Annotated in this window: 13 protein-coding genes and 1 pseudogene; 12 read left to right on the top strand and 2 right to left on the bottom strand. The window is 43.4% G+C overall.

Annotated features, from left to right (window positions below):
- Nucleotides 1-128 precede the first annotated feature (128 nt).
- From ICL16_RS27455 to ICL16_RS27445, 3 genes and pseudogenes are all read left to right on the top strand, one after another.
- On the top strand, nucleotides 129-1418 hold the full coding sequence (locus ICL16_RS27455; RefSeq protein WP_190834450.1) for a Glu/Leu/Phe/Val family dehydrogenase: 1290 nt from the start codon (nucleotides 129-131) through the stop codon (nucleotides 1416-1418).
- Between the two features lie 171 nt (nucleotides 1419-1589).
- A complete protein-coding gene (locus ICL16_RS27450) occupies nucleotides 1590-2474 on the top strand; it encodes a GNAT family N-acetyltransferase (protein ID WP_190834448.1) in 885 nt (294 codons plus the stop codon).
- Nucleotides 2475-2544: 70 nt separating this feature from the next.
- A pseudogene (locus ICL16_RS27445) lies at nucleotides 2545-3015 on the top strand (acetolactate decarboxylase); the annotation flags it as partial.
- Nucleotides 3016-3086: 71 nt separating this feature from the next.
- Here the strand turns inward: ICL16_RS27445 and ICL16_RS27440 are convergent.
- Nucleotides 3087-3578: a cupin domain-containing protein gene (locus tag ICL16_RS27440; RefSeq protein ID WP_190834444.1), complete on the bottom strand. Its 492-nt coding sequence runs from the start codon at nucleotides 3576-3578 to the stop codon at nucleotides 3087-3089.
- A gap of 266 nt (nucleotides 3579-3844) precedes the next feature.
- Here ICL16_RS27440 and ICL16_RS27435 point away from each other — a divergent pair, with 266 nt between their 5' ends.
- The 5 genes from ICL16_RS27435 (at nucleotide 3845) to ICL16_RS27415 (ending at nucleotide 10495) form a co-directional block, all read left to right on the top strand.
- Nucleotides 3845-4198, top strand: coding sequence for a hypothetical protein (locus tag ICL16_RS27435; RefSeq protein ID WP_190834442.1), 354 nt, complete (start codon nucleotides 3845-3847; stop codon nucleotides 4196-4198).
- Between the two features lie 63 nt (nucleotides 4199-4261).
- Nucleotides 4262-4639, top strand: a complete 378-nt coding sequence (locus ICL16_RS27430; RefSeq protein ID WP_190834439.1) for a hypothetical protein — start codon at nucleotides 4262-4264, stop codon at nucleotides 4637-4639.
- Between the two features lie 12 nt (nucleotides 4640-4651).
- Nucleotides 4652-7030, top strand: coding sequence for a two-partner secretion domain-containing protein (locus ICL16_RS27425; RefSeq protein WP_190834437.1), 2379 nt, complete (start codon nucleotides 4652-4654; stop codon nucleotides 7028-7030).
- Nucleotides 7031-7097: 67 nt separating this feature from the next.
- A complete protein-coding gene (locus ICL16_RS27420) occupies nucleotides 7098-9194 on the top strand; it encodes a RecQ family ATP-dependent DNA helicase (protein ID WP_190834435.1) in 2097 nt (698 codons plus the stop codon).
- A 47-nt stretch (nucleotides 9195-9241) separates the two neighbouring features.
- On the top strand, nucleotides 9242-10495 hold the full coding sequence (locus tag ICL16_RS27415; protein WP_190834581.1) for a DNA-processing protein DprA: 1254 nt from the start codon (nucleotides 9242-9244) through the stop codon (nucleotides 10493-10495).
- Nucleotides 10496-10502: 7 nt separating this feature from the next.
- Here ICL16_RS27415 and ICL16_RS27410 read toward each other — a convergent pair whose 3' ends face one another.
- Entirely contained in the window at nucleotides 10503-10721 is a 219-nt protein-coding gene (locus ICL16_RS27410) for a hypothetical protein (RefSeq protein ID WP_190834432.1), read from the bottom strand.
- 254 nt (nucleotides 10722-10975) lie between these two features.
- On the opposite strand from ICL16_RS27410, the gene ICL16_RS27405 reads away from it, so the two are divergent.
- The 4 genes from ICL16_RS27405 to minD all read left to right on the top strand — a co-directional run bounded on the left by ICL16_RS27405 (nucleotide 10976) and on the right by minD (nucleotide 15026).
- Nucleotides 10976-11617: a hypothetical protein gene (locus tag ICL16_RS27405; protein ID WP_190834430.1), complete on the top strand. Its 642-nt coding sequence runs from the start codon at nucleotides 10976-10978 to the stop codon at nucleotides 11615-11617.
- Between the two features lie 7 nt (nucleotides 11618-11624).
- Complete coding sequence (locus ICL16_RS27400) at nucleotides 11625-13016, top strand: four-carbon acid sugar kinase family protein (RefSeq protein WP_190834428.1); 1392 nt, start codon at nucleotides 11625-11627, stop codon at nucleotides 13014-13016.
- Between the two features lie 79 nt (nucleotides 13017-13095).
- Nucleotides 13096-14103 (top strand): septum site-determining protein MinC, encoded by a 1008-nt coding sequence (gene minC / locus ICL16_RS27395; protein ID WP_190834426.1) that lies wholly within the window; start codon nucleotides 13096-13098, stop codon nucleotides 14101-14103.
- 116 nt (nucleotides 14104-14219) lie between these two features.
- Nucleotides 14220-15026, top strand: a complete 807-nt coding sequence (minD, locus tag ICL16_RS27390) for a septum site-determining protein MinD (protein WP_190834424.1) — start codon at nucleotides 14220-14222, stop codon at nucleotides 15024-15026.
- The last annotated feature ends 3 nt before the right edge of the window (nucleotides 15027-15029 follow it).

Genomic DNA, 15029 nt, shown 5'->3' with positions numbered 1-15029 from the left:
TTCTTGAACATATATACAATAGAATAAAACAAATAACTGTAACGAAGTTTACAAAACTTCTAGTTTTTCCTTAAAAAAAAGCTAAGCTAAGTATATACATCAGGTCGGATACCGCAGAAGAAAATTATATGATTTCAACTTCCCTGCTGCCGCTGGAAACTCCAACTCCAGCGCACATCTGTCCATTTGACCAAGCTTGTAGCTACCTAGAGCAGGCGGCGCGAGAATTGAAGCTTGACCAAGGTATTTTGGCAACCCTCAGCAATCCACGCAAGGTAGTTACGGTTTCTATTCCTGTGAAACGAGATGATGGTGAAGTGCAGGTTCTGGCTGGACATCGGGTGCAGCACTGTGATATCTTGGGTCCCTATAAAGGTGGTATTCGTTACCATCAAGCTGTGACACTACGGGAAGTGTCAGCGCTGGCAATGCTCATGACCTGGAAATGTGCTTTACTTGGCATTCCCTACGGTGGTGCGAAGGGAGGTATTGCTATCAATCCAAAAAGCTACAGTGTTGGCGAACTCGAGCGCATCACTCGTCGCTATACTAGTGAATTGATTAAGGATATTGGTCCTGCTGTAGATATTCCCGCTCCAGATATGGGTACTTCTGCCCGTGAGATGGCTTGGATTATGGACACTTACTCTGTAAATGTAGGTCATGCTGTGCCTGGGGTTGTGACTGGTAAGCCCCTTTCCATTGGTGGTTCGCGGGGACGGGAAATGGCAACCGGGCGTGGTGTGATGATTACTGTACGGGAGGCACTGGCAGATTTAGGTAAGTCACTAGCAGGGGTGCGGGTAGCAATCCAAGGTTTTGGGAATGTTGGCGGTGCGGCAGCTTTACTACTACATCAAGCGGGAGCCAAGGTGATAGCTGTTTCTACCGGAACTGGGGGAGTTTTTGCACAAGATGGTTTAGATATTCCAGCTTTGCAAGCCTATGCTGCACACAACCGAAGGAGTATTGTCGGTTTCCCACAAGCAGAATCAATCACCAATTCAGAGTTACTGACTTTGCCCTGCGATGTGCTGATTCCTGCGGCTCTGGAGAACCAAATTACAGAGGAAAATGTTCATCAAGTCCAAGCCACTATTGTAGCAGAAGCAGCTAATGGTCCTGTGACTCTCCAAGCAAACCAGGCGTTGGCGGCGCGGGGTGTGACAGTGTTACCAGATATTTTGACTAATGCTGGTGGTGTGGTGGTGAGTTATTTGGAGTGGGTGCAAGGACTTTCCTATGTATTTTGGGATGAAGAACGTGTTAATCGGGAAATGGAACAGTTGATGGTGCGGGCATACCATCAGGTGATTGAGCAATCGCAACTGCGACAAATTCCCCTACGGTTAGCAGCATACACTCTAGGTGTAGGTCGTGTGGCTCAAGCTCTGAGCGATCGCGGACTCTACCCTTGATGATCTTTGTTATACTCTAATGTAAGTAACAAAGCGTAAATAAATAGAAGTTTGTAGTAAGCGCTTAAGCGCTTAAAACCCTTGTCTTGAGCGCTCTCACGGTACTACTAACATAAGCATGTATGTTATGTTTAATTTTACCTACCTACTTATCTTGTAAAATTTTTCATCATGGACAAAATATTAGAACCAACATCTTCGGTGATCCTACGTGAGGGACTTGCCGAAGATGCAGTTTCTTGTGGTACAATTTTGTATCAGGCGCTCCGTGTTGTTGCGGAAAAACACGGCTTGACACCAGACATTCCTTCTGCGGAGTTTGGGGTTAGCATTGTGTCCGAACTATTGGTGCACCCAACGGTTTATTCGGTCGTGGCTGAGGCACTTGATGGGCGCGTCATCGGTCTTAACTTTTTGTGGGAAGGCGAAACTATCGCTGGAATCGGTCCTACAATGGTAGATCCCGCCGCGCAAAACAAGTCGGTAGGTCGTCGCCTGATGGAACATGTTTTACAGCGGGCACAGGAAAAACGGTTCGCTGGTGTGCGACTCGTTCAAGCCGCGCATAACACCCACTCCCTTGCCTTGTATACCAAACTCGGCTTCGATGTGCGCGAACCACTGGCGCAACTTGAAGGAAAACATCTCGGCTTAACAATACCTGGGCGTACCGTTCGTCCGGCAACTGCTGCTGACCTTGCGGCGTGTAATCAACTCTGCTATATTATTCATGGTCATAACCGCGCAGGTGAACTCAGGGAAGCTGTCGAGCATGGTACGGCAACGTTGGTCGAATGTGATGGGCGCATATCAGGCTACGCTACTGAAATCGGTGGCTTAGGTCACGCCATTGGCGAGAATAATGAAGATTTAAAGGCGTTGATTGGTGCAGCGTCCGCGTTCACCGAGACTGGCTTTTATGTTCCAATGCGTAATGCTGGCTTGTTCCGCTGGTGTTTGAAGCAAGGACTGCGTGTCACTCAGACTGCAACGTTAATGAGTTTCGGTCTGTATAACGAACCAGCAGGAGTGTTTCTACCATCTATCCTGTATTAATAGCAGCATCAACCACGCCGCAAGATATGAGATACTGGAGTTCTAGGTTTTATTTTTACCAGTAGAAAATGAAGCTAAAACACCATTTTCTGCTGTGACATTTTTTCGTAGAGAGCGATCGCTTCGTTTGACTGGACAAATGAATTATCAGGAATTGCAGCAGCTTCTCGACGAAAAGTTACCAAGTAAGAACTTGCCCTATGCGATTCGCTTGCAAGGAACCTTTCCCTCTTTGAAAGTGAGGAGTGTTCCCAAACAAACACCACCTTATAGCCCGTTAAATGAAGTGCTTAGTCAGCAGCAGGTTGTTTTTGAATTGCGTGAGGTGCGAGGTACATTAGTGGGATTTCGACTGCCGCAGTACCTCAAGGGTGTGAACCAAGCCGGCTATCACTTTCATTTGATTACAAGTGATAACAAAGCAGGAGGGCATCTGATGGATGGAGTATTTCTTAACCCTGTAGTTGATGTGAAAACCTTGCGAGATTGGCAGATAACGTTGCCTAATAATACTGCTTTTGAGCAAGCATCTCTGGAATGATTGCTTTGAGGTTGGAAATAATGATTTCTTCTCCAAGTTCTAGAAGCAACAAAAGCCATAAAAGATGTAAATTATTCGCCATCCTGAAAAGCTTCCTCCATACTTTTAGCGTTGGAAATATCGTAAATTTCCACGTTTGTTCCACGTCGAAGCATTCGCTTACCATGCCGAGGAAAGTCCGCAATCTCAACATCAAGGGACTCTCCGCCCATGAGATAAACCAAATCCTCGTCATAGGGATTACGTAAATGATGGGCAACTGAAGGTGTGGGAAAACCCATGAAATCTCCTACGCTAACTTCAAATTCCTCACCATCAATTTCCGCCACCCCACTACCAGAAATAATATAAATCCATTCTTCTTCGCGATGATGAGCATGATATATAAATGATTCTTTACCTGGTGGTATTTTGGCAAAGCTTACGCCCACCCTTTCCAGTCCCACTAAACGACTAATCTGAGTTCCTATAATTAGCGAGTTACGGTTCCAAGGATGAGAGAAAGTAGTTTTTTTCTCGGCTATTTCAGAAGCTTTTAAAAGAAAAGATTTTTTCTCGGTCATTTTAATACTTGTCCTTCTTAGTAACAGTGCAATTAAATTAAGTTTATCTTGGGATTTTGGAGTTATGGTGTTCTTGCCAATCATCTGTGTTGAAAAGTAGAGCAATGTTTCCATCGGTGACGGTGTAAAGAAACGTAAATATTTATCACTGGCTGCGTAAATCCTTAATTAACTTCTGAATAATTATATAGAGTTTTAAATCCTAGTCTACCTAAATTCTGCAACACCAGTATAACTACAGAAGTATTAAAGGAAACCAGATTAATATGACTTTAGCTCGTACATATAGATGCTTTTCGTATACTTTAGTGGGAGTGGTGATAGGTTACGCGATCGCTTCTTGGGGAGAGTACGCCTTTGCCCAAAATCCCTGTTTGCCAGGACAGCCGTGTGTCATCCCGCCAGCATCTTACAAGCCGATCAAACCTAATCCACCAGCTAGGTTACCATCTCGGCTATTAGAGCAACTACAAAAGCTCAATCCACAAGCAATACAGCAGCTACAGCGAGAAGATCCACAGGCAATAGAGAAACTGAGGCAGCTTGATCCACATACATTACAGAGGCTGCAACAACTGGCTCCAAATTCAAGACAGCAACTACAGCAGTATGCAAGATAATTAATACAGAGGTAGCTTAATTAGCTGTAAAAACTACGAAAGTATTAAAGGATACCAGATAATATGACCCTAGCTCGTATACATAAATGCTGTTCGTATAGTTTAGTGGGAGTGGTGATAGGTTATGCGATCGCCTTTAGTGAGGGGTACGCCATTGCACAAACCGTTTGTCTGCCGGGACAAGAATGTAGACGCCCGCTACTTATACCCCCGTCTCATCCACCTAATCTATGGACTAAACGACCAATATGGATACTGCTAGAGCTTTATCCAGAAGCTATACAGCAGCTACAGCAGGAAGATCCACAAGCAATACAGAAGCTGATAGACGACGATCTAGAAACAGTACAGAAACTGCAAATACTGGTTCCAAACTTAAGTCAGCAATTACAGGAGTTGGATACTGCAAATGTAATACAGCAGCAGCTTTTTTCACCATAGGAAAATATTGATATGTCTCAAAGCTGGAAATTTTATTCTGGGCAAATAAGGCTAGCAAGTTCAATGGCAATTGGTGTGGCGATCGCCTATTGTGCTGTAGATTGTGTCTTTGCCCAAAGCGCTATTACTCCTGATAACACACTAGGATCTCAAAGTTCTCGTGTTGACACGAACCAATTTGATGGTTCTACAGAAGTACTGAGGGGTGGGGTATCTCAAGGTAATAATCTGTTCCACAGTTTTCAGGAATTTAACGTTAGTGAAGGACGGGCAGCTTTCTTCTTAAGTCCCGGTAATATTCAGAATATTGTGGCAAGGGTAACTGGTAGTAACAGTTCTAAAATTATGGGCATCCTTGGGACTTTCCAGACGATCGACGGCAATATACTTCCTTCCAATGCCAATTTATTTTTGATTAATCCCAATGGAATCATTTTTGGACCAAATGCCGTACTAAGTGTGGGTGGTTCGTTTGTGGGTAGTACAGCTAGCGCAATCAAATTTGCTGATGGCACTGAGTTCAGTGCAACTTCTCCTCAAACAACACCCTTACTGACAGTGAGTGTACCACTAGGTCTGCAATTTGGGGGAACTGCAACAGACATAAGAGTGCAAGGGGCAGTATCGGTACAACCAGGTAAAACCTTGGCGTTGGTGGGTGGCAATGTGAACCTGGATAACGGATTTCTACAAGCTCAAGGTGGTCAGATCGCTTTGGGAGGTATACTTGGAGAAGGAACGATCAGATTGAACCTTGATAGCAACAACCAGCCCTTAAGTTTTCCGAATAACGTACCGACAGCAGATGTATCACTTAGCAATCGAGCTATTGTCGATGTCAGTGGCGAGGGCGGCGGTAATATTCAAGTGCAGGGCAGGCGTGTCACGCTCAGCAATGGATCACTACTTTTCGCAGACACTCAGGGGAGTCAAAACGGTAGAGGAATCTCTATCGGTGCAGAGCAGTTAACTATTCAAGATGGATCGCAAATATCAGCTTCTACTTCGGGTTCGGGGACTGGGGGAAGTTTAACGGTGAAAGCCTCTGACTTTGTGCAAGCGATCGGCACTGATGCGGATGGTAATCCGAGCGCTTTGTTTGCAGATACTTTTGGTACAGGGGCGGCGGGTAATCTGACTATTGACACGGGACAATTAATGATTGAGAATGGGGCAAATGTATCAGCTAGTACTCGCGGAAACCAAGGTCGTGGAGGAACGTTGCAAGTGACCGCCGCAATGGTAAAACTGAGCGGAAATTCGGCTATTGGGAATTTTCCTAGCGGCTTATTTACTCAGACTCTAGGTTCTGGAGATGCGGGTTCTTTGACGATTGATACTCGACAGTTGATTGTCCGGGATGGAGCACAGGTAACAGCTGGTACTAATATAAATAGTCAGGGTAAGGGAGGAAATCTTACAGTATTTGCCTCGGATTTGGTGGAACTAAGCGGAACAGGACTAAATGGTTCGCCGAACAGTGGTTTGTTTGCTTCAACTCGGGGTACGGGAGATGCGGGTTCCTTAACAATTACCACAGGGCAGTTGATTGTTCGGGATGGGGCTAGAGTAACTGTGGCTGGTGTAGAGTCAGGAAATGCAGGCAACCTTCAGATACAAGCTCGCGATCTAAGTCTAGATGGAGGAAAACTTATCGCTGAAACCAAATCGGGTCAAGGCGGCAATATTACACTACAGGGCTTAGACTTATTGCTATTACGCAACAACAGTCAGATCACCACCTCTGCCGACACCTCACAGGTTGGTGCGGATGTTGCTGGTGGCAATATCGATATCAACTCCAAATTAATCGTCGCTGTTCCAGGAGAAAATAGCGACATTACTGCCAATGCTTTTAGGGGTCGCGGAGGTAATATTAATATCACAACGCAAGGTATCTTTGGCGTTGATCGCCGCGTTCAAGAAACTTCACAGACGAATGACATTACTGCCAGTTCTCAACTGGGAATAAATGGTAGGATACAAATTAACACGCCGGATGTTGACCCAGATCGCGGGACAGTTGCCTTACCAGCACAGGTTGTCGATGTCTCTGGGCAAATTGCCTCTGGCTGTGCCGCTTTTAATGGCGAAACAGGCAGTACCTTCGTTGTCACCGGACGCGGCGGCTTGTCCCCCAATCCTTACGAACCACTCAGTAGTGATGTTTTGTGGTCAGATACTCGCCTGAGCGTTGCTACAAATCAGCAGCGTAGTTCAAAAACTACTACAATTAAACCACCTTCCGCCTCTGCTCCTGTGGAGATTAATCCTGCCATTGGTTGGGTATTTAATGGAAAGGGTGAAGTGACGTTGATCGCCCATGCACCTAATACCACTCCCTATAGTTTGGGATCTACTGGTGTTAAGTGCCATACACTCCAAAACTAACTTTATAGTTTGGCAGATAAGATTTCTCAGTGTTAAAACAGAAATAACACTGACTTATTAAGTATATATGACAACACAAGAAGAAGCGCGATCGCTTCTGCGTCAGTCACTGGATAATCCAACTGCTGACTTTCATACCGGGCAATGGGAAGCGATTGAAGAGTTAGTGGAGAGGCGTTCCCGTTTACTAGTCGTGCAACGCACTGGTTGGGGCAAAAGTTTAGTATATTTTTTAGCAACTCGCTTACTACGCGATCGAGGTGCTGGTTGTACTCTTTTAATTTCACCCTTACTGGCTTTGATGCGAAACCAAATTGCCGCCGCGCAACGCATTGGCGTCAAAGCAGCTACAATTAACTCCAGCAATACAGACGAGTGGGAACTTGTCAAAACAAAGTTGCTAGCAGGAGAAGTAGACATCCTGCTAATTTCCCCGGAAAGATTAGCTAACGAAGAATTTAGAGAAAAGATTCTTCTGCCAGTGTCCCAAAAAATCGGTTTATTTGTCATTGATGAAGCTCATTGTATCTCCGACTGGGGACATGATTTTCGCCCTGATTATCGACGGATTGTGAGAATTTTACAAGCACTGCCGCAAAACATCCCAGTACTTGCGACAACTGCCACAGCTAACAATCGAGTAGTAAATGATATTATCGCTCAACTGGGTGCAAACCTGCGCGTATTCAGAGGTAATTTAACTAGAAAAAGTTTACAACTACAAAATATTTCTATCCCCAATCCAGCTTCCCGAATGGCATGGTTAGCAGAACAACTTCCTAACTTACCTGGAAGTGGTATTATTTACACATTAACTGTTAGAGATGCCGAAAGAGTTGCCGATTGGTTAAAAACCCAGAGTATAAAAGCTGAAGCATATCATAGCGAGTTAGAAAGTGATGTTCGTGAAGCATTAGAAGAGCAACTTCTGAAAAATGAAATTAAAGCATTAGTAGCAACTACAGCTTTAGGAATGGGATTTGATAAACCAGATTTAGGATTTGTCATTCATTACCAACGCCCTGGTTCTGTTGTACACTATTATCAACAAGTAGGAAGAGCAGGTAGAGCAGTAGAAACAGCTTACGGAATTCTTTTAAGCGGTGATGAAGACTCGGAAATTACCAACTACTTCATCAATACAGCCTTTCCTCCACAAATTCATACACAACAAGTTTTAAGTACTCTTAACCAAGCAACAGATGGATTTTCTCTTCCCCAGTTGGAACAGCAACTAAATCTTTCCAGAGGACAAATTGATAAAGTTTTGAAACTGCTGTCGCTGGAATCTCCTGCACCTGTAGTGAAGCAAGGTTCAAAATGGTATGCTACTCCAGTAACTTATCAACACGATACTGAAAAAATAGAAAAACTTACACAAATCCGTCGCCAAGAACAAGCTCGGATGTTAGAATATATGCAAAGTCAACAATGCTTAATGGCTTTTTTAGCGGCAGAGTTAGACGATCCAAATCCGACTGCTTGCGGCAAATGTGCTGTGTGTTTAGGTAAAACTTTATTACCAGAAACTTATTCAATCGAGCTTGTAAATCAGGCAATTCAGTATCTACGTCGCAGTGACCAAATTATTGAACCGCGTAAACAGTGGGCTTCACAAGCCTTTCCCATCTATGGCTTTTCTGGCAACATTAAAAGCAATTTAAAAGCAGAGGAAGGCAGGGCTTTATCTCTGTGGGGTGATGCGGGTTGGGGAGAATTAGTAAAGCAGGGTAAATATCGAGATAATCATTTTGATGATGTATTAGTACAGGGTGCTTTTGAAATGATTCAACGTTGGCAAGTGCAGCCTTCTCCTACTTGGGTAACTTGTGTTCCTTCGTTAAATCGTCCAGAACTTGTGCCGAATTTTGCTCAACGGCTAGCGGAAAAATTAGGTTTACCCTTTATGCCAATTGTGCGGAAAGTTCGCCCAAATGATTTACAAAAAGATATGAGCAACAGTTATCAACAAGCTCATAATTTAGATGGTGCTTTCGCGGTTGAAACTTGGGCGGGAATGAGCGGTTCTGTTTTCTTAGTTGATGATATTGTCGATTCCCGTTGGACTTTTACTGTAATCGCAGCACTTTTACGTCGTGCTGGCAGTGGTTTGGTTTTTCCTGTGGCATTGGCACTCAACTCATTTGGTAATTTCGATCCTTGAGTGAGATTAATACCACATCAGCGCGATCGCAGGTGTATCATATCAGAATGAAAACCGCCATAACTCACGTGCTAGCTCCTGATACTCAAGCAATTTTACTGCTATGTGCCAGCTTTGGACAAAATCGCCAAATTGAACCACAACCCCTGACTTTGAGTGAGTATAACTGTTTGGCTGAGTGGTTGCTAGAAAACCACATGCGCCCAGCAGATTTACTTCAACCAACAGCAAAAGAACAGTTACAAAAAATTACTGTTAGTAAACTTAACCCTGATCGCTTGTTAAGTTTACTAGAAAGAGGTGCAATGCTGAGTTTTGCCGTTGAGAAGTGGACGAATCAGGGATTGTGGGTGCTGGGAAGAAGTGACACAAACTATCCCAAGCGTCTCAAGCAGAGATTAAGACATTCAGCACCAGCAATTCTCTATGGGGTTGGTAACATCGAACTACTATCTATGGGGGGACTGGCAATTGTTGGTTCTCGCGATGTCGATGAGGAGATACTTGGTTACACGCAAAGAGTAGCACAAAAGATGGCTGAACTCCGAATGCAGGTGATTTCTGGTGGGGCGCGTGGGGTGGATACTGCAGCTATGCTGGGCGTGTTGAATGCTGGAGGAACTGCTGTGGGTGTGTTGGCTGATAGTTTAACAAAGGCAGGGGTGAACGGTAACTACCGTAATAGCATTAAAGAGGGTAGACTTACGTTGGTTTCTAGTTACGATCCTGATGCTGGTTTCAATACTGGTAATGCAATGGGGCGAAACAAGTACATTTATACATTAGCTGATTATGCTCTTGTGGTTAGTTCCTCTGTTAATAAGGGTGGTACTTGGGCGGGTGCAGTTGAAACTTTGCAACGGCAAGATGTTCCAATTTTTGTGCGGATGCATCCTACTGTTTCAGAAGGTAATCGGCAACTACACAATATGGGAGCGAAACCTTTTCCTGCTGAACCTTGGGATAATTCATTAAGCGAACTTTTGGCGACGGCTGTTTCCTCTGTTGAATTAGTACAGACTGAAGTAACTACGATAACTTCAAATGCTGCCTCAGATAATCGTCCCCAAGAGGTTCAACTTAGTCCAAAAGATATTTATGAAGCTGTTTTACCTTTTATTCTCAATCATTTACAACAACCCAAGGATGCAAAATCTCTTGCTGAATGTTTGGATGTAAGATTATCACAAATGCAGGATTGGTTAAATAGAGCAGTAAGCGAAGATAAGGTGATAAAAATTAGCAAGCCTGTCGCTTATGTAGTTAATCAACCAACAACTCAACTTTCTTTATTAGAATGAGAGGTATTTAAATCTTTTTATTAATTGCGGCTATTTCATTTTGAATGTCTGGAGCGCTTGCCATCGCAGCCAAATCTTTTTTCATGTCATAAGAATTTAATGGAAAATTATGTGTATGTGTCTTTTCTCGCAAGTGTCGAACAAGACGTTCTAAAAGCCACATTTGTTCTTCTAGTGGCAAGGCACGGATGGATTGGTCAATTTCTAGTAAAGTTGGTGATATCATTTGGCTTTTTTCGTCAAAAATATATTTTGCAGTTCTATTAGATTAAGTTTATCTTGGAACTTTAAGGTTTTGGTGCTAATGCCTATCATGGCACGGCAAAAGTTTTATAGTTGAAACCTCATGCCGACTTTACTCGTCACTTTTTTCAAGGCTTGCTTTTGCAAATACACTAAAATTCCATACCATTACTTTTACACATAATCTATTAAAATATCATAAATACGCTACTTGCGCTTCCACAGGAGTATTCAGTTGTGCAGCCATTGCTAGGATTAGAAATCTCTAAGGGAGAACTGAGACGTTTGACTGGTTTTGCTCCAGATACTATCATGCGACGTTCTCTAATGAGCGATCGCCACCAGCGTTCAAAATTTCTCGGCAATGAAATAGTGGTAACGTTGGTACTAACGGCAATCATTGTGGGTGTTATCTATGCATTGATCATTCGTCCCACAATTGGTCAATCAACTGAGTTGTTTATTATTCTACTTATTGTAGTGGCGATCGCTGTTCTCTCAGTGCGTTGGCTCAGGCGGCGTTTGACTTATTCTCGACTACTAACCACACTTTTAGAACAAGTCGATAAATATCACGCAATTTTGTGGTCGCTCAATAGTATAGATGAGAATCAACAGAGTATGAGCGATCGCGACAAAGTTATTACAGCTTTGCAGCTAGTACGTGAAGATTTAGTTCGTGCTTTGAAAATAGAACGCATTGTGCGGGATAATAAAAGACTGCTTAGTAACAATCAAGAATTATTTGCCAATAATTTAACAAATCTACAAACTTTACAAGTAAGTAGTCAAACTGAATATGCTCAACTTTTAAATCAATCATTGCAGATAGCCCTTGATGTGCAAGCACAGATAAAAAAATTACAGTCGCACCCTTGATATAAAAATGACCACTAAACCAAAAATTATTGTCCTAGATGATGATCCCACAGGTTCTCAAACAGTCCATAGCTGCTTGCTACTAATGCGTTGGGATGTGGATACCCTACGCTTGGGACTACAGGATGATTCACCAATATTCTTTGTACTAACGAATACAAGAGCGCTGCCTCCAGAAGCAGCAGCATCTGTAACTAAAGAAGTTTGCCATAACTTGAAACTAGCGTTGGAATTAACCCCCCCTGTATCCCCCCCTTCACAAGGGGGGGATACAGGGGGGGTTTTTTCCCCCCCTTCACAAGGGGGGGATACAGGGGGGGTTAAGTTTCTCATTGTCAGTCGTTCCGATTCAACTTTACGGGGACATTACCCCATCGAAACCGATGTAATTGCTCAAGAACTTGGTCCTTTTGATGCTCATTTTCTCGTCCCAGCATTTTTTGAAGGTGGACGCATTACCCGCGATAGCGTACATTACCTAATTATCAACGGCGTACCAACTCCAGTGCATGAAACTGAGTTTGCTCGTGATTCAGTTTTTGGTTACCATCACAGCTACTTACCAGATTATGTTGAAGAAAAAACTCAAGGGCGTATTTCTTCCCAATCTGTAACTCGATTTTTACTAGCAGATATTCGTGCTGGTTCTCTAGAACGCTTAATGAAACTTAATGGTAATCAGTGCGTTGTTGTGGATGGAGAAACGCAAGCGGATTTAGATCGTTTTGCACAAGATGTTCTTGCCGCAGCGAGTCACGGAAAACGCTTTCTGTTTCGTAGTGCTGCTTCGATCTTAACTGCTTTAGCGGCATTACCTCCCCAACCCATTGCCGCAGAAAATATGGCACAGTATGTGCGCGGAGGTAAACCCGGTGCAGTAATTGTTGGTTCTCATGTCAAAAAGACTACTCAACAATTAGAGGTACTGTTGCAAGCTGAGGGTACGGTAGGAATCGAAGTTGAGGTATCAAGGTTACTTGATGATGCACCAAGCCAATCAGCGATACTGTTAAATGAGATACTTACCAGCGTCCATGCAGCACATAAAGCTGGGAAAACACCTGTAGTTTATACTAGTCGGCAGGAACTTTCTTTTGCTGATGTAACGACACGTTTGCAATTTGGCACAAAAGTTTCAACTTTACTAATGGATATTGTCAAAGGTTTACCTTCTGACATAGGATTTTTAATTAGTAAGGGCGGCATTACCTCAAACGATGTTTTGAGTACTGGTCTGGAATTAACTTCAGCACGGTTACTAGGTCAAATTTTAGCTGGTTGTTCGATGGTAATTACTCCTAATGACCATCCCCTGTTTCCTAATTTACCTGTGGTACTGTTTCCCGGAAATGTGGGCGATGCTGATGCCTTGGCAACAATATATGAAAGGTTGAGTTAAGTGAGTGTTTGCGCTCAAAATTTACTTACTCATTTAATATAGATAATTGCTCGGTTTGTATCATTTGGGCTAGTACTGCATGACTTTTGATTCTGCCATCCCTGATTTAAAGTCTCATAAAGCACTTTCTGATGTGGAGTCAGTCTCTACGCTTTCAGAGGTAGAGTCACTTTCGACTATCTCTGAGGTAGAGACGAATACTGTTTCTGGGGGAGAAGAACATTCTATCCTTCCTGAACAAGAGGTGGAATCTGTCATTCTTTATTTGAAGTCTAATTCTACCCCAGAAGGTGTAAACGACAATTCTGACACATTGCATTTAGAATCTGAGTTACCTCTACCAGAGTTAGTGGTAAATCATCATATTCAAGTCCAGATTAAGCATGAGGAGGAACGACTGTTATTAATTTTACCATCAGAATCTCAACTACCAGCATCAGAAAGTAGCTGGTCGGAAATCAGCCAACAAATTAAGCTGAGACTTATGGGGGGCGATCGCTTCAAAATTCCTAACTCAATTATACATCTTGTCGCACAAGACCGCTTATTGGATAGCAGACAACTACAAGAATTAGCTGAAACTTTGAGTGAAAACCAAATTCAGCTCAAGTCAGTTTCTACCAGTCGTCGTCAAACAGCGATCGCCGCAGCTAGTTCGGGTTATTGTGTAGAACAAATCAAGCCACAAACCAGTCTAAGTACTAAGTCAACAACTAAACAAACTCAACTTGAAGCTCTTTACCTAGAAATGACGGTGCGATCTGGAGTAGAAATTCGTCATCCTGGTAGTGTAATTATTTTAGGAGATGTTAATCCAGGTGGTATCGTAGTCGCAGATGGAGATATTCTAGTTTGGGGGCGTCTACGTGGAATTGCTCATGCTGGTGCTAATGGGAATGGGGAGTGTATGATTATGGCTTTGCAAATGGAACCAACCCAGTTGCGCATTGCCGATGCTGTCGCCAGGGGACCAGAAAAATCCCCCACACAATTCTTTCCTGAAGTGGCTTACATTACACCACAAGGAATCCGCATCACCAAAGCTATTGATTTTTCTCGCATCCAATTGAGTAGGATAAATCAGTAGAGACGTTCCGCCGGAACGTCTGTACATCCGCCGGAACGTCTGTACATCCGCCGGAACGTCTGTACATCAATATTGTTATACATTTCAATTAATACCTAATTGATCTCGTTGCCATCATGACTCGCATTATTGTCATTACCTCCGGTAAAGGAGGAGTGGGTAAAACCACAGTTACAGCAAATTTAGGCATGGCTTTAGCCAAAATGGGGCGTCAAGTTGCTTTGGTTGATGCGGATTTTGGTTTAAGAAACTTGGATTTGCTGCTAGGATTAGAGAATCGCATCGTTTACACAGCAATTGAGGTACTCGCTCGAGAGTGTCGGTTGGAGCAAGCTTTAGTTAAAGATAAGCGTCAGCCCAATTTAGTACTTTTACCAGCAGCACAAAATCGCACCAAAGAATCAGTCACTCCCGATCAGATGAAGTTACTGGTGAATGCACTAGCACAAAAGTACCAATACGTTTTGATTGATAGCCCAGCAGGAATTGAAATGGGGTTTAAGAATGCGATCGCCCCTGCCAAAGAAGCTTTAATTGTGACTACACCAGAAATTTCCTCAGTTCGGGATGCTGATCGCGTAGTCGGGTTACTAGAAGCACAAGGGATTAAGCGGATTCATCTCATTATTAACAGAATTAGACCCGCAATGGTACGAGTAAATGATATGATGTCTGTACAAGATGTTCAGGAACTACTCGCAATTCCTCTGATTGGGGTGATCCCTGACGATGAGCGCGTGATTGTCTCAACCAATCGCGGAGAACCTTTAGTGCTGGCGGAGAACCCTTCTTTAGCAGCTACAGCCATTGAAAACATTGTGCGTAGATTAGAAGGGGAATCGGTGGAATTTCTTAACCTTGACTCATCCAACGACAACATATTTACCCGCCTCCGCAGGCTGTTGTGGACCAAGATTATTTAACTC

Source organism: Iningainema tapete BLCC-T55, assembly GCF_014698965.1.
Lineage (GTDB): Bacteria > Cyanobacteriota > Cyanobacteriia > Cyanobacteriales > Nostocaceae > Iningainema > Iningainema tapete.
The sequence above is the reverse complement of the archived record's forward strand: the minus strand, read 5'-3'. Positions and strand labels throughout refer to the sequence as shown.

Bases quoted from the DNA above. Each gene is read 5' to 3' on its own strand.
- ICL16_RS27425 (WP_190834437.1), top strand. From the start codon at position 4,652: ATGTCTCAAAGCTGGAAATTTTATTCTGGGCAAATAAGGCTAGCAAGT.
- ICL16_RS27455 (WP_190834450.1), top strand. From the start codon at position 129: ATGATTTCAACTTCCCTGCTGCCGCTGGAAACTCCAACTCCAGCGCAC.
- ICL16_RS27420 (WP_190834435.1), top strand. From the start codon at position 7,098: ATGACAACACAAGAAGAAGCGCGATCGCTTCTGCGTCAGTCACTGGAT.
- ICL16_RS27410 (WP_190834432.1), bottom strand. From the start codon at position 10,721: ATGATATCACCAACTTTACTAGAAATTGACCAATCCATCCGTGCCTTG.
- ICL16_RS27415 (WP_190834581.1), top strand. From the start codon at position 9,242: ATGAAAACCGCCATAACTCACGTGCTAGCTCCTGATACTCAAGCAATT.
- ICL16_RS27435 (WP_190834442.1), top strand. From the start codon at position 3,845: ATGACTTTAGCTCGTACATATAGATGCTTTTCGTATACTTTAGTGGGA.
- minC (WP_190834426.1), top strand. From the start codon at position 13,096: ATGACTTTTGATTCTGCCATCCCTGATTTAAAGTCTCATAAAGCACTT.
- minD (WP_190834424.1), top strand. From the start codon at position 14,220: ATGACTCGCATTATTGTCATTACCTCCGGTAAAGGAGGAGTGGGTAAA.
- ICL16_RS27450 (WP_190834448.1), top strand. From the start codon at position 1,590: ATGGACAAAATATTAGAACCAACATCTTCGGTGATCCTACGTGAGGGA.
- ICL16_RS27440 (WP_190834444.1), bottom strand. From the start codon at position 3,578: ATGACCGAGAAAAAATCTTTTCTTTTAAAAGCTTCTGAAATAGCCGAG.
- ICL16_RS27400 (WP_190834428.1), top strand. From the start codon at position 11,625: ATGACCACTAAACCAAAAATTATTGTCCTAGATGATGATCCCACAGGT.
- ICL16_RS27430 (WP_190834439.1), top strand. From the start codon at position 4,262: ATGACCCTAGCTCGTATACATAAATGCTGTTCGTATAGTTTAGTGGGA.